General features: G+C 64.6%; 12 protein-coding genes and 1 tRNA gene. 3 read left to right on the forward strand and 10 right to left on the reverse strand.

Annotated elements, in window-relative coordinates; all coding sequences use genetic code 11:
• Positions 1–26 precede the first annotated feature (26 nt).
• The 10 genes from queC to def form a co-directional block, all read right to left on the reverse strand.
• The gene (queC, locus tag BSIN_RS05745) at positions 27–761 is read right to left on the reverse strand and encodes a 7-cyano-7-deazaguanine synthase QueC (protein WP_089339782.1); all 735 of its coding nucleotides are present in this window, start codon (positions 759–761) and stop codon (positions 27–29) included.
• A gap of 333 nt (positions 762–1,094) precedes the next feature.
• Positions 1,095–1,170: transfer RNA gene (locus BSIN_RS05750), tRNA-Phe, on the reverse strand.
• Positions 1,171–1,230: 60 nt separating this feature from the next.
• Positions 1,231–1,914 carry a response regulator transcription factor EsaR gene (gene esaR / locus BSIN_RS05755; protein WP_089339783.1) on the reverse strand — a complete coding sequence of 228 codons (684 nt, stop codon included), beginning with the start codon at positions 1,912–1,914 and terminating at the stop codon, positions 1,231–1,233.
• Positions 1,915–4,335, reverse strand: a complete 2,421-nt coding sequence (gene esaS, locus BSIN_RS05760) for a sensor histidine kinase EsaS (RefSeq protein ID WP_089339784.1) — start codon at positions 4,333–4,335, stop codon at positions 1,915–1,917.
• Positions 4,325–4,918, reverse strand: coding sequence for a DUF4390 domain-containing protein (locus BSIN_RS05765; protein ID WP_059517930.1), 594 nt, complete (start codon positions 4,916–4,918; stop codon positions 4,325–4,327). The genes esaS and BSIN_RS05765 overlap by 11 nt, the downstream gene beginning before the upstream one ends.
• Entirely contained in the window at positions 4,915–6,345 is a 1,431-nt protein-coding gene (gene rsmB, locus BSIN_RS05770) for a 16S rRNA (cytosine(967)-C(5))-methyltransferase RsmB (RefSeq protein WP_089339785.1), read from the reverse strand. The genes BSIN_RS05765 and rsmB overlap by 4 nt, the downstream gene beginning before the upstream one ends.
• A gap of 324 nt (positions 6,346–6,669) precedes the next feature.
• Positions 6,670–7,527: a zinc metalloprotease HtpX gene (gene htpX / locus BSIN_RS05775; protein ID WP_089339786.1), complete on the reverse strand. Its 858-nt coding sequence runs from the start codon at positions 7,525–7,527 to the stop codon at positions 6,670–6,672.
• Between the two features lie 108 nt (positions 7,528–7,635).
• A complete protein-coding gene (locus BSIN_RS05780) occupies positions 7,636–8,274 on the reverse strand; it encodes a LysE family translocator (RefSeq protein WP_089339787.1) in 639 nt (212 codons plus the stop codon).
• A 124-nt stretch (positions 8,275–8,398) separates the two neighbouring features.
• On the reverse strand, positions 8,399–9,382 hold the full coding sequence (fmt, locus tag BSIN_RS05785) for a methionyl-tRNA formyltransferase (protein ID WP_089339788.1): 984 nt from the start codon (positions 9,380–9,382) through the stop codon (positions 8,399–8,401).
• 42 nt (positions 9,383–9,424) lie between these two features.
• A complete protein-coding gene (gene def, locus BSIN_RS05790) occupies positions 9,425–9,928 on the reverse strand; it encodes a peptide deformylase (RefSeq protein WP_059517201.1) in 504 nt (167 codons plus the stop codon).
• 240 nt (positions 9,929–10,168) lie between these two features.
• On the opposite strand from def, the gene dprA reads away from it, so the two are divergent.
• The 3 genes from dprA to BSIN_RS05805 all read left to right on the forward strand — a co-directional run bounded on the left by dprA (position 10,169) and on the right by BSIN_RS05805 (position 14,655).
• On the forward strand, positions 10,169–11,419 hold the full coding sequence (gene dprA, locus BSIN_RS05795; RefSeq protein WP_089339816.1) for a DNA-processing protein DprA: 1,251 nt from the start codon (positions 10,169–10,171) through the stop codon (positions 11,417–11,419).
• A 53-nt stretch (positions 11,420–11,472) separates the two neighbouring features.
• Entirely contained in the window at positions 11,473–11,844 is a 372-nt protein-coding gene (locus BSIN_RS05800; RefSeq protein ID WP_089339789.1) for a thioredoxin family protein, read from the forward strand.
• Between the two features lie 207 nt (positions 11,845–12,051).
• On the forward strand, positions 12,052–14,655 hold the full coding sequence (locus BSIN_RS05805) for a DNA topoisomerase III (protein ID WP_089339790.1): 2,604 nt from the start codon (positions 12,052–12,054) through the stop codon (positions 14,653–14,655).
• Positions 14,656–14,764: the final 109 nt, after the last annotated feature.

Genomic DNA, 14,764 nt, shown 5'->3' on the forward strand with positions numbered 1-14,764 from the left:
TTGACCGCGCACACCGCGCCGATGCGTCAGGCCGGCGCCTGCGTCACGTGCTCGCCACACAGATACGCTTCATAGCCGCGCTTGCGCAGCTTGCACGCCGGGCACTCGCCGCAGCCGAAGCCCCAGTCGTGCAATTCCGAGCGCTCGCCGACATAGCACGTATGCGTCTCGACACGAATCAGATCGACGAGCCGCGTGCCGCCCAACTGCTCGGCGAGCCGCCACGTATCGGCCTTGTCGAGCCACATCAGCGGTGTCTCGACGACGAAACGCGTGTCCATCCCGAGATTGAGCGCGACTTGCAGCGCCTTCATCGTGTCGTCGCGGCAATCCGGATAACCGGAGAAATCGGTCTCGCACATCCCGCCGACAAGCGCACGCAGCCCGCGGCGATACGCGATCGCCGCGCCGATCGTCATGAACAGCAGATTGCGGCCCGGCACGAACGTGTTCGGCAAACCGTTCGCGGCCGTTTCGATCTGGATCGCGCGCGTCATCGCGGTATCGCTGATTGCGCCGAGCACCGACAGATCGATCATGTGATCGTCGCCAAGCCGGCCCGCCCACTGCGGGAAATCGCGCTTCAGCGCGTCGCGCACCCCTTCGCGGCATTCGAGTTCGACGCGATGCCGCTGGCCATAATCGAAGCCGAGCGTCTCGACGGTCTCGTAACGCTCGAGCGCCCATGCAACACAGGTGGCCGAATCCTGGCCGCCGGAAAACAGCACGAGCGCGCCGTCTTTAGCATCTGTCCGAATCACCTCGATACTCCGTGAATGATGAGCGCGCTCGCCGACAGCGCCAGCTTACCCAGTATAGGCAGCCGCACGGCCGGGGGCGCCGATCTCGCGCACGGCGGGCCTCGCGAACGCTTGCGGCGCACGGGCTCAGCCGTGCGCGAGCGCCGAAACGAAAAAGGATCTGCGACGGCTTCGAACGGACGGTGTCGAGCAGCCTCGCCAGATCCTAAGTCTTTGAGTCGACGAAGATTTTATCACGCCGCCCCAACCTGGCCGAAGATCGCCACACTACAAGGCAGTGCTTCCCAAACGAAAAACCCCAAGAATCTGGCGATTCTTGGGGTGGGATACTGCTGGTGGCCTGGGGCGGAATCGAACCACCGACACGCGGATTTTCAATCCGCTGCTCTACCAACTGAGCTACCGGGCCACGAAGAAAAAAGATTATAGCCAGAAGCGAAGCAGTGATCAAGCCCCTTGCACGGAAATTTTATGCCGCGCCATCGGCCGGTTTCTTGCCCAATTCCACGCCAAGCTGCTTGAGCTTGCGATACAGGTGCGTGCGCTCGAGCCCGGTCTTTTCCGCGACGCGCGTCATGCTGCCGTTCTCGCGCGCCAAGTGGTACTCGAAATAGGCACGCTCGAATGCATCGCGCGCCTCGCGCAACGGAATATCAAACGGGATCGCGGCCGTTGTGTGGCCCGCGAGCACCGCGCCCGCGTCGTCGAGCGCCGGCAACGCCGCCGCCGATGCGATCGTCGACGGCCCCGTCGCCTGCTTGGCCGCCGCATTGGCCGGCAACGGCGCCGCGCCCCGCGCGAGGCCGTGCTCGACGGATTTCAACAGCTTCTGCAAGGTAATCGGCTTCTCGAGAAAATCGAGCGCGCCGATCTTCGTCGCCTCGACGGCCGTATCGATCGTCGCGTGGCCGGACATCATGATGACGGGCATCGTGAGCTGCCCCTGACCCGCCCACTCCTTGAGCAGCGTGACGCCGTCGGTATCGGGCATCCAGATGTCGAGCAGCACGAGATCGGGCGCCTGCTGCTGCCGGTAGTCGCGCGCGGCCTGCGCGTTCTCCGCGACCTCGACGACATGCCCTTCGTCGCTGAGAATTTCCGAGAGCAATTCCCGGATGCCCATTTCATCATCCACCACCAGAATGGTCGCCATTTACGCTGCCTTTGTCTGCACAGTTGCTTTTGTCTTGGCGGGTGCGGCGCCGCCATTTGCTCCGCCCCCGGCGCCCGTCGCGTCATCGGCGAGCTGCAGGAACAGAATCGAGACCTGCGCACCTTCCACGACGTCGCCATGCATCCGGTTGCGCAGATCGATCCGCGCACCGTGCTCGTCGACGATCTTCTTCACCGTCGCGAGACCGAGTCCCGTACCCTTCGCTTTTGTCGTCACGTAGGGCTCGAATGCGCGCGTCAGGATGCGTGCCGGAAAACCCGGACCATTGTCGGAGACAGTCAGCCGTACCGCGACGCGCGCTTTGCCGTTTGCGTCGGGATCGCCATATTCTACTGTCTTGGTTTCGAGCAACACACGAGGATGCTCGACATCCGCGACTGAATCCTGCGCGTTCTGCAGCAGGTTGTGAATCACTTGCCGCAATTGCGTCGCGTCGCCGCGAATCACCGGCAGCGCCGCCTGCTCGACGACGATCATGCTCTTGCCCTCGCCGACACCGTACAGCGTCGACACTTCGCTCACCAGATCATTTAATTGGAGATTGGCGAGCATCGCGGGCGGCGTGCGCGCATATTCGCGGAAATCGTCGACCATCCGTTTCATCGCGGCGACCTGGTTGACGATCGTGGTCGCGCCGCGTTTGAGCACTTCGGCATCGGGCGGCGCGAGCTTGTCGGACAACTTCATCTGCAGGCGCTCGGCCGATAGCTGGATCGGCGTGAGCGGATTCTTGATCTCGTGCGCGAGCCGCCGCGCGACCTCGCCCCATGCAACCGAGCGCTGCGCGGAGATCACGTCGGAGATGTCGTCGAACACGACGACGTAGCCGGATGTTTGCGGATCGTCCGCGACGCCCGCCACGCTCGCCGTCGACACGAGCCGCGTGCCGCGCACGAGCAGCGTGAGCGGATCGGCTTCGCCCGGCACGTCGACGGCGAACTGCTGCTGCCAGTGGCCGCGATCGTCGCCGCCGCCCTGGCCCGCCGCCTCGCGATCGGCAAACGCCTTGCGCACCATCGCGCCGAATTCCGCGACAACGCCGATCTGATCGAGCGTCGTGCCGATCAGCGAATTGAACGGCTGCCGGAAGATACGCTCGGCGCCGCGGTTGGCGGTCGTCAGACGAAATTGCCGGTCGAGCACGAACACGCCTGCCGTCAGGTTCGCGAGAATGCTTTCGAGATAGGTCTTCGAATGCTCGAGCGCGACCCGGTTCTTCTCGACCGCGAGCCGCGCCTCCGAAAGCTGGCGCGTCATCGCGTTGAACGATTGCGTGAGAAAGCCAAGCTCGTCGCGCGTCTTGATCTCGCGCTTGGGCGTATAGTCGCCCTCCGCGACCTCCTTCGTACCCTGCGCGAGCAGGAACAACGGCCGCGCGAGCTGATTGCCGAGCGCGAGCGCGATCATCATCGCGATGAACGTCGCGAGGAAAAGCGCGAGCGTCAGCGTGCCGATGTACATCTTGCGCAAGCCGCTTCTGCCGAGCGACTTCTCCTGATATTCGCGATATGCGCGCTGCACGGCGTCGGCGTTGCGCGCGAGCACCGGCGACACCGGCTGCGTGAGCTGAAGATAGCGCTCGCCGGGCTGCAGCAGCGCCATCGACGAATCGGGAATCCGCTGAACGACGCGCAGCCTGAGCGCGCCCTTCGAGCCGTGCGCATGCGGATCGCCGTCCACCTCACCCTCGATGACCGCATAGCCGCCGTGCTCGCGCGCCTGGCTCAGCATCAGCGGCGTCGGCATGTCGTCCGGAATCAGCGTCGCGAAATTGCCCGACGCCTGCGCGACGATATGCACATCGGGCGACGCGCCCGTGCTGCGGCCCGGCTCGAGGATCGTGGCATCCTGCACGCCGAACTGGTCGCGCAGGCGCAACAGCGTCAACGTCGTGCCGTTCGTGTGCGTGTCGGCGCTCACGAGCTGCTCGGCCATCAGCTTCGCTTTCGTCTGCAGATCCGCAAGCGACGTATCGAGCATCCCGCGGCCGAGGTTCAGGCCGGCGGTAAGCGCCGTCTCGACGTTGACGTCGAACCACGACTCGATGCTGCGCGACACGAACTGATACGACACGATATAAATGATCCCGCCCGGCACGACACCGACGAGCGCGAAGAACACTGCGAGCTTCGCGAGCAGCCGCGTGCCGAACTTGCCCTTGCGCAGCCGCACGACGATCATCCCCACGAGCCCGAGCACGACGAGCAGGAATACCAGCGCGACGATGATGTTCGCGGAATAGAGCCACGAGTAGTAGCGATCGAAAAACTCGGTGTTCGCGCTCGCCGCCGCAAGCAGCACGAGCAGCAGCAACGCCGTGATCGCGACGGTCGACACGATCACGCGCACCAGAAGGCTCTTGCCGCTCGCTGCGCGGCGCACCCGTACTTTATTTAGCACGTTCGGCCACCGTAAAGGTAAAGCGCTTCCAGTCGGAGGCGAGATTCCAATCGCGGTTGTTCACCGCGTCCACCTGAAACGGTTTCGGCATCAGCGCGGTATCGAGCTGCATGCGCACCGATGCGGTATAGGTTTCGCCCGGACTCACCTGGCTCTTGTCGATCACGTGCCATGACGTGACATGCTTGACGATCGCGAGCGCCTCCTTCAACGTCGTGAAGCCGACGAGCTGCAGGCCGCCCGTGGACACGCGGTAGTCGCGCGTGAGCGGCTGGTACGACAGCCGGATCGTCTTCGATACCGAAACCGGCTGCTCGTCGAACCAATACCAGCGCGCACGGCTCAGCTCGAAATCGGTCGTGAAATAGAGCGGAACGCCCTTGTTGACCGCATCCTCAAGGCTGCTGTTCAGCTCGAAATCGAACTTCGCGTCGAGACTCCAGCCGCTGCCGTCGGACTGCAGCGACGCGCGTTGCACAGCGATCGTATCGGCATGCGCGACCGGAACGGCAGCAAGGCACAGCGTCAACGCGACCCAAAGCACGGCCGCGAGCCGAAGTGGAAAGAAGCGTTTGATCGTCACCGTTTCTGAAAGCGCGCGTAGAAAAATCCGTCGTGATCGATAGGCCGGCGCAAGCCGTCCGGCTCATCGACCGGCGCCACGCCTGACGTGCTCCGCGGCAGCAACTGCCCGGGCGCGTCCAATCGTACCGCATCTTGATAGGCGTCTCCAAACCAGCGCGCCTGCCACTCGCCTTCCTCCGGAAAGATCGAGCACGTAACGTAGAGCAGTTCGCCGCCCGGCTTCAACAGCGGCCAGAGCGCGCTGAGAATGCGGCGCTGTTCGGCGACGAGCGCCGCAATATCGGCCGCACGGCGCAACCAGCGAATATCGGGATGACGGCGCACGATGCCGGACGCGGAGCACGGCACGTCCGCGAGAATGCGATCGAACGCACGGCCGTCGTGCCATTGCGCGGGCTCGCCCGCGTCACCGATGCGCACGTCGCACCCACTGCGGCCGGCGGGCAGCGAAAGCCGCGCGAGATTCTCGCCGATGCGCTGCGCGCGCTGCGGATCGCTTTCGAGCGCGACGACTTCGACGTCGGCCAACTCGAGGATATGGCCCGTCTTGCCGCCGGGCGCCGCGCATGCGTCGAGCACGCGCATGCCGTCGCGCGCGCCGAGCCATTGAGCCGCGAACTGCGCGCCCGCATCCTGCACCGAAACAGCCCCTTGCGCGAAACCGGGAATCCGCTCGACCGGCAGCGGCGACGCGAGCCGCACCGCATGGCGGCCAATTTGCTCGGCGTCGATCTGCTCAATACGCAGTTTTTCGAGATAATCGCCGGCCGTCATGCGACGTGCGTTCACACGCAGCGTCAGCGGCCCCGGCGCGTCGCCCGCTGCGAGCACGCGCTCCCAGGCGTCGGGCCACGCGCGCGTCACCGCGTCGATCCACCATGCGTCGTAATTCCACCGCGCGCGCCGATCGGCTTGCACGCGCTCCAGCCAAACCGTCCGCTCGCGCAAGAAACGGCGCAGCACCGCGTTGACGAGCCCTTTCGCAAACGCAAACTCGCGGCGCGCGCCGCTCGCGCTCACCGCTTGATCGACCACGGTGAAGGGCGCATACGGCGCATGCGCTTCATCGTCGACGAGCAGCGCGAACGCGCAGACGAGAAGTGCCTGCACGTGCGCGGGCGGCGGCTTCGCGACGAATTGCGCGATCAGCCATTCCGCCGTGCCGCGCCGGCGCATCGCGCGATACGCGATATCCTGGATCGCGCCGCGCGAAGCCGTCTGCACGCCGGCGGTCAACTCTGCGTGGACTGCCGAAAGCGCGGCGGGCAACGCCACACCGCGCGCGACTGCGTCGACTGCCTGGGCGGCGCCATCGAGCGCGAAACCGAGCGAATCGGCACTGAGATGCAACGCCGACAGGCGCGGCGCGCGCGAACGCGCGGGCGCATCGGATGTGCGGGATCGGGGACGACGAATCTGGGTCATTGGAACTCAGTGCGCGCGGTGCGGGATACGAACTCGCGCCGAGCGAAGATAGGAAGGGATCAAGAGCCGGCTGGCGGCCCAAGCGAAGGGGGATATTGTAGCGAGATTGCCGAGTGACTCATTCAGCCCGACGGCCCACGACACGCTCACTCGCGGGCCGGCCCGAAACGATGCATCGTGCGACAGGATTCGAATGCGCGCTGGATTCCGTCATCCGGCAATCGGGCGCCATTAGAAATGGTGCAGCGCTGGTACTCTAACGTCGTCATTGCTCGACCGGCCAGCCGGCATCGACGGCGCCACACTCGCCGCCTGCGCCGTCTGTCAGTCGAAGCGCCCCGTGCGCGCCATTTCCATCAAGCGGGCAATCCGCTCCTCGGTGGCCGGGTGCGTCGAGAACAGATTCTGCAAACCGCCTCCCGACAGCGGATTCATGATCATCATCTGCGCAGTGGCCGGATGCTGTTCGGCCGCCGGAAACGGGATGCCGGACGCATAGCGATGAATTTTGTCGAGCGCCGATGCGAGCGCCTGCGGATCGCCCGAGATTTGCGCACCACCCCGATCGGCCTCGAACTCGCGCGCCCGTGAAATCGCCATCTGGATCAGCGCACCTGCGATCGGCGCGAGCAGCGCGACCGCGATGCCCGCGATCGGATTCGCAGGACGGCCGTTCTCGTCGCGCCCGCCGAAGAACATCGCGAAATTCGCGAGCGCGGAAATCGCACCTGCCATCGTCGCGGAAATCGTCGAGATCAGGATGTCGCGATGCTTGACATGCGCAAGCTCATGGGCCATCACCCCGCGCATCTCGCGCTCGGACAACGCACGCAGAATACCCGTCGTCGCGGCGACCGCCGCGTGCTCAGGGTTGCGGCCGGTGGCGAACGCATTCGGCTGATCCTCGTCGATCAGATAGACGCGCGGCATTGGCAGGTTCGCGCGCGTCGCCAGCTCACGCACCATCCGGTAGAACTGCGGCGCCGTTGTTTCGTCGACTTCCCGCGCGTTGTACATGCGCAGAACCATCTTGTCCGAGAACCAGTACGAAAAGAAATTCATGCCGAGCGCGAGCAGCAATGCGATCGTCATGCCGCGCGATCCGCCGATCATGCCGCCGATTACGATGAAAAGGGCCGTGATCGCGGCCATCAGCATCGCCGTTTTGACCCAATTAAACATATTTCCCACTCCTTATCCGTCTGCCGGGATATCGCCGCGCCGATACCGGCAACAGCGCTCGATTGTAAGCGATCTGTTAGATAAGAACTCGTCGAGAAAATTCAACCCTCAGCGCTGCGACGCCGCAAGCCTCACGCCAAGACCGATGAACGCACTGCCGATGCCCCGATCGAGCCATTTCTTCACGCGCGGCTTGCCCGCGAAGCGCTGCGTGACGCCGGCCGCCACCCAGACGACGATGCACGACCACATCGTGCCCATCACGACGAACACCGCGCCCAGCGTCAAGAACGCCAGCACCTTATGGTCGCTGTCGGCCGCGACGAATTGCGGAAAGAACGACACGAAAAAGAGCACTACTTTCGGATTCAGCACGTTCGTCAGGAAGCCTTGCATGAAAAGCTGGCGCAACGATTTATCAGTGTCCGGCCACGCAGCGCCTTCAGTGGCCTGCGGCTCGTGCTTCGCGAAGATGAGACGCACACCCAGATAGACGAGATAAGCCGCGCCCACGATCTTGATGACGGTAAACGCGGTGGCCGATGCGGCCAACACAGCTGTCAGGCCGAATGCGCACGCCAGCGCGTGGACGCAGCAGCCCGCCGAGATGCCCAGCGCGGACACGAGGCCCGCGCCGCGCCCCTGCGCGATGCTGCGGCCGACGACGTAGGCGGTGTCAGGTCCCGGCGTGATATTCAATAAAAAAACTGCCGCAACGAACAAGCCGAAATGAGTAATGCCGAACATGCGCTTCCTCCCAACGGGTTAGCAGAGAAATTTTACGTGCACGTGCCGCGCATAGCGACCTGGCCGTTCAGCCGATTGCGCCGCGCGCACGATTGCGTTGAACTCGTATCCGGCGGTGGCGCGGCTACGCAACGCCGGGAAGCTCGAAACGCTGTCCTGCCACCACGGGCGAGCCGGCGAGAAATTCGCGGGCAGGCAAGCGCTTGCCTCCGGGCTTCTGCAACTGCGTGACGCGCAGTGCCCCTTCGCCACAAGCGATCACGACACCGTCGGGACCGGCGTCGGCGATCGTGCCGGGCACCGCGTCGCCACGCGAGGCCACCGCGTCGGCGGCCCAAATTTTGAGCGCCACGCCATCGAGCATGCCCACGCCGCCCGGGAACGGGTCGAACGCCCGCACTTGGCGCGCGAGCGCCGCTGCCGGCTTGCGCCAGTCGAGCGCCGCCTCGTGTTTGGCGATCTTCTCGGCATACGTCACGCCCTCGGCGGGCTGCGGCGTCGACGCAAGCGAGCCGGCGCGCTCCAGCTCGGCAAGCGCATCGACAATAAGGCGCGCGCCGGCCGCGGCAAGCTTGTCGTGCAGCGTGGCCGTCGTATCGTCAGACAGGATCGCGACACGCGTGTCGTCAAGCATCGCGCCCGTATCGAGCCCGGCGTCCATTTGCATCAGCGTGACGCCCGTTTGCGCATCGCCCGCCTCGATTGCGCGATGAATCGGCGCGGCGCCGCGCCAGCGCGGCAGCAACGACGCATGAATATTGATGCAGCCGTGGCGCGGCAGATCGAGCACCTCCTGCGGCAACAACAAACCGTATGCGGCGACCACCATCACGTCGTGCGGCGTCGCGTGCAGCAGCTCGAGCGCGGCGGCGGCCTCGGCCGGATACTTGCCCGCGCGGCGCAGCGAAGCGGGCTGTGCAACGGCGATGCCGTGCTCGAGCGCGTAGCGCTTCACCGCGCTTGCCTGCAGCTTCATCCCGCGTCCAGCCGGGCGATCCGGCTGGGTAAACACGAGCGGCACCGGAAAACCGGCTTCATGGATCGCGGCAAGTGCCGCCGCGGCAAACTCCGGCGTACCGGCAAAAACGACCCGCAGTGAATGTGTCATGGCAAATGAATCGGGAAGCAGACAGTGCTGCGGCCGCACGCCTTACATCGCGCGCTCGAGTTTCTTCATCTTCGTCTTGATCCGGCTTTGCTTGAGCGGCGACAGATATTGAACGAATACACGCCCCATCAGGTGATCCATCTCGTGCTGCACGCACACCGCGAGGAGCCCTTCACAATCGATCTCGAACGTCTCGCCTTGTTCGTTCAGCGCGCGCACGCGCACGCGCTCGGGCCGCTCGACCTCGTCGTAGATGCCGGGCACCGACAAACAGCCCTCCTCATACACCTGCCTGCCGTCGCTCGACCAAACGATTTCCGGATTGATGAAGACGCGCAGCTCGTTCTTTTCCTCGGATACGTCGATCACGATCACGCGCTCGTGCACGTCGACCTGCGTTGCCGCCAAACCAATGCCGGGCGCGGCGTACATCGTCTCGGCCATGTCGGCGACGAGCTTGCGGATCCGGTCGTCGACCTTGTCGACCGGCTTGGCGACCTTGTGCAGCCGCTTGTCAGGGTAATGGAGGATGTTCAGCAAAGCCATGATGTTCAGGTTTCGGAGGAACGAGCGATCTGCCTGCGTTAGCCGTCCGGCAGACTGCCGCGACGCACTCGCCGACGTCAAGATGGAGCCGACGCCGCAATATGGCCCGTGCGTCGAGACGGCCGGCACAGCGCCGTGATTCCGCGCGCACGGCACTTCGTTCTTCGTTTTATTTCGGATGATGAAAATTTTATCACGGCATTACACGTGTCGCAGACCACGCATCTCGAGGACCGGCTCATGCCGCCGCTGATGCCCACGCGCACCGAACTCGCCGCGTGGGTACGGTTCGCGGCGTTATCCGGCGTGCCTTCGGCGGCACGCGCGGCGCTCATCGACGCATTTGCATCGCCGGCGGCGCTTTTCGACGCGTCCCATGCGGAGTTGGCGGCACTCGTCGGCGAAGCGGTGGCGCGCGCCGTGCTCATGCCGCCCGCCGACGATCTTGCACGCCGCGTCGACCTAACGCTCGCCTGGCTCAACGAACCAGGCAACGCGCTCGTCACCCAGCGCGACCCGGCCTATCCCGGCACGTTCGCGGCGCTACATGATCCCCCGCCGCTCCTATATATAAAAGGGCGGATCGAGTTGCTCCATGCGCGCTCGGTCGCAATCGTCGGCAGCCGGATTGCGACGCCGCAGGGGCTTGCTGACGCAACCCGCTTCGCGCGCGAGTTGTCCGACGCGGGGCTCGCGGTCGTATCGGGTCTCGCGCTGGGCATCGACGGCGCCGCACACCGCGGCGGCCTCGACGGCGCGAGCAGCACGGTCGCCGTGATCGGCACCGGCGCGGATCTCGTCTACCCGGCCCGGCACCACGCGCTTGCACACGAAATCGCCGGGCGCGGTACGCTCGTTTCCGAATGGCCGCTCGGCACGCCAGCCCGCTCTGCGCATTTCCCACAACGCAACCGGCTGATCGCCGCGTTGGCGGGCGGCGTGCTGATCGTCGAGGCAGCGTTGCGCTCCGGCTCGCTGATCACCGCGCGGCTCGCGAACGACATGGGCCGCGACGTGTTTGCGATTCCCGGCTCGATTCACGCACCGCTGTCGCAAGGGTGTCACGCGCTGATCCGCGATGGCGCGAAGCTGGTCGAGACAACCTCGGACGTGCTCGATGAATTTGGTCTCGCCCCCGCGCGGCCGGCGGCCGCGAGCCGGGCAGCGGCAGTACGAGCCGCTGCGCCCGCCGAACCCGCCGCGCCAGTCGACTCGGCCAGCTCAGCCCAGTCCGGCCCGCCGATCGGCCCCCCGGAGCCGGACGCCGGCGCCCGTCGGCTGCTCGATGCAATCGGCTATAGCCCCGTGCCGCTCGAACTGCTTGCGCAGCGCGCGGCACTGCCGGCCGATGCGCTGCATCGTCTGCTGCTGCAACTCGAGCTGGCCGGCCGCATCGCGGCGCTGCCGGGCGGCCGCTATACCCGCGTCGACGGCTCGCCGCAGCGCCCGCAAGCGTGCAAGACGAACGCCGTGCTAAATTCCGGCCAATAGCGGCGTGAGCGCGGGAGCTTCCCGCACCGCCGCCTGACCAAACAAGGAAAACCATGCCCGCGCTGAATCTCGACACCGATGAGGATCGGATTGCCGAGCGCCTCCGGAATCCGGACACGCTGCTCGTCGCCTGCCTATGCGCCGAGTGGTGCGGCACGTGCCGCGAATACCAAACCACCTTTGACACCCTGGCAGCCGCCCACCCCGAAGCCTGCTTCGCGTGGATCGACATCGAAACGCACGCCGACCGGCTCGACGAACTCGACGTCGAGAATTTTCCGACCCTTTTGATCGAAGACGCCAACGCAGTGCGCTTCTTCGGTACCGTGCTGCCCCACGCAGGCATCGTCGATCGCATGCTGTCCGACCTGACCGCGCTGCCGGGCGTGCCGCACGCGCTCAAGCTTCGCAATTTGTTCGAATAAAATTGTCAGGCCCTCAAAAAATGAGCATCGAAGAAATTTTTCCGCCTGTTTACACCGGGTGCACGCGCCAGGCTTGCCGCCGTCCTTGCCCCCACTTATGATGACCCGCTTTTTGCGGTACTGGCTCCCAATGCGGCGCCGTGTGCTATAAAGCCGTCGTAAAAGAGCCTGTAACCGGGTTCGCCCGGTCCACCCATATACATTGTCATGTCGAAAGCACTCATCATTGCGGAAAAGCCTTCTGTCGCGAACGACATCGCGCGAGCCTTGGGCGGCTTTACCAAGCATGACGAATATTACGAAAGCGACGAGTACGTGCTGTCGTCGGCGGTCGGCCACCTGCTCGAAATCGCCGCGCCCGAAGAATGCGAAGTCAAGCGAGGCAAATGGAGCTTCGCGCACCTGCCGGTCATTCCGCCGCACTTCGATCTGAATCCGATCGCGAAAAGCGAGTCGCGCCTGAAGGTACTGACCAAGCTGATCAAGCGCAAGGACATCGACCGTCTGATCAACGCCTGCGACGCGGGGCGCGAGGGCGAGCTGATCTTCCGCCTGATCGCGCAACACGCCAAAGCGAAACAACCGGTTCAGCGGCTGTGGCTGCAATCGATGACGCCTGCGGCGATCCGCGACGGCTTCGCCCATCTGCGCAGCGACGGCGAAATGCAGCCGCTCGCCGACGCCGCGCGCTGCCGCTCGGAGGCCGACTGGCTCGTCGGCATCAACGGCACGCGCGCGATGACCGCGTTCAACAGCAAGGGAGGCGGCTTCTTCCTGACGACGGTTGGCCGCGTGCAAACACCGACGCTGTCGATCGTCGTCGAGCGCGAGGAAAAGATCCGCCGCTTCGTGCCGCGCGACTACTGGGAAGTGCGAGCCGAGTTCGTCTGCGCGGGCGGCTTCTACGAAGGCCGCTGGTTCGATCCGAAGTTCAAGAAAGACGAGTTCGATCCCGAGAAGCGCGACTCGCGCCTCTGGAGCCTGCCCGCCGCCGAGACGATCGTCGCCGCATGCCGCGATCAGCTCGGCGTCGTCAGCGAGGAATCAAAGCCGTCGACGCAGCTCTCGCCGCTCTTGTACGACTTGACGAGCCTGCAGCGCGAAGCGAACAGCCGTTTCGGCTTCTCCGCGAAGAACACGCTCGGGCTCGCGCAGGCGCTATATGAAAAGCACAAGGTGCTCACCTACCCGCGTACCGATGCGCGCGCGCTGCCCGAGGACTACCTCGGCACCGTAAAGAGCACGCTCGAGATGCTCAAGGAAAGCAACAACTACCTGCCGCACGCAAAACAAGTGCTCGACAAGGGCTGGGTGAAGCCGAACAAGCGGATCTTCGACAATTCGAAGATCAGCGACCACTTCGCGATCATCCCGACGCTGCAAGCGCCGAAATCGCTGTCGGAACCCGAGCAGAAACTTTACGACCTCGTGGTCAAACGTTTTCTGGCGGTGTTCTTCCCGGCCGCCGAATACAGGGTCACGACACGGATCACCGAAGTGGCCGGCCATCACTTCAAGACGGAAGGCAAGGTGCTGATCGAGCCGGGCTGGCTGCAAGTGTATGGCCGCGACGCCGAGGGCGCGGACGCGAACCTCGTACCGGTGCAGAAGGACGAGAAGGTCAAGACCGACAAGATTGCCGCACACAGCCTGACGACGAAACCGCCCGCGCGCTATTCGGAAGCGACGCTGCTGTCGGCGATGGAAGGCGCGGGCAAGCTCGTCGAGGACGACGAATTGCGCGAGGCGATGGCGGCAAAGGGGCTCGGCACGCCGGCCACGCGCGCGGCGATCATCGAAGGGTTGCTCGGCGAAAAGTATCTCGTTCGCGAGGGCCGCGAACTCATTCCGACCGCGAAGGCATTCCAGCTCATGACGCTGCTGCGTGGCCTGGACGTAAAGGAGTTGACTGCGCCCGAGCTCACCGGCGAATGGGAATACAAGCTCGCGCAAATGGAGCGCGGCAACCTGCAACGCGACGCGTTCATGCAGGAAATCGCACGGATGACGCAGACAATCGTCAAGCGGGCGAAGGAATACGACTCCGATACGATCCCCGGCGATTACGCCACGCTCGAAACGCCTTGCCCGAATTGCGGCGGTCAGGTGAAGGAAAACTACCGGCGTTTCGCATGCACGAAGTGCGAGTTTTCGATTTCCAAGATTCCGGGCAGCCGCCAGTTCGAGATTGCCGAGGTTGAGGAACTGTTGCAGAAGAAGGAAATCGGTCCGTTGTCCGGCTTTCGCAGCAAGATGGGGCGGCCGTTCTCGGCCATCCTCAAACTCACGTTCGACGACGAGACGAACAACTACAAGCTCGAGTTCGATTTCGGCCAGGAACAGGGCAGCGAAGACGGCGAAGCGCCCGACTTCTCCGCGCAGGAACCCGTCGGCGCGTGTCCGAAGTGCAAGGCCCGCGTGTTCGAGCACGGGATGAGCTATGTCTGCGAGCATTCGGTCGCGAATCCGAAGACTTGCGATTTCCGCTCAGGCAAGGTGATCCTGCAGCAAGAAATCACCCGCGAGCAAATGGCGAAGCTGCTCGAAGAAGGCCGCACCGATCTGCTGCCGAACTTCAAATCGTCGCGCACGGGGCGTAACTTCAAGGCTTATCTCGTCAAACAGCCGGATGGCAAGATCGGCTTCGAGTTCGAGAAAAAGGAACCGAAAGCCGCTGCGGCGAAAAAGAGCGCGGCTGGATCGGCGCCGTCCGGCGACGCACCGCAGGAAGCGGAGCAAAGCGGCAAGAAAGCCGCACCGGCCCGCAAGAGCGCAGCCCGCAAGACCCCGGCGCGTAAAACGGGCTCTTGATCCACACCGCATCGGGAGCGCCCGGCTCGGCACCTGGCCTCGCCGGGTTCGCGCCCAACTGACCAAGGCCGGTTCGCCGGCCTCGACTCATCGCAGGCCTGCCGGGCAT

It is taken from the genome of Burkholderia singularis (genome assembly GCF_900176645.1).
GTDB classification, from domain to species: Bacteria; Pseudomonadota; Gammaproteobacteria; order Burkholderiales; family Burkholderiaceae; genus Burkholderia; species Burkholderia singularis.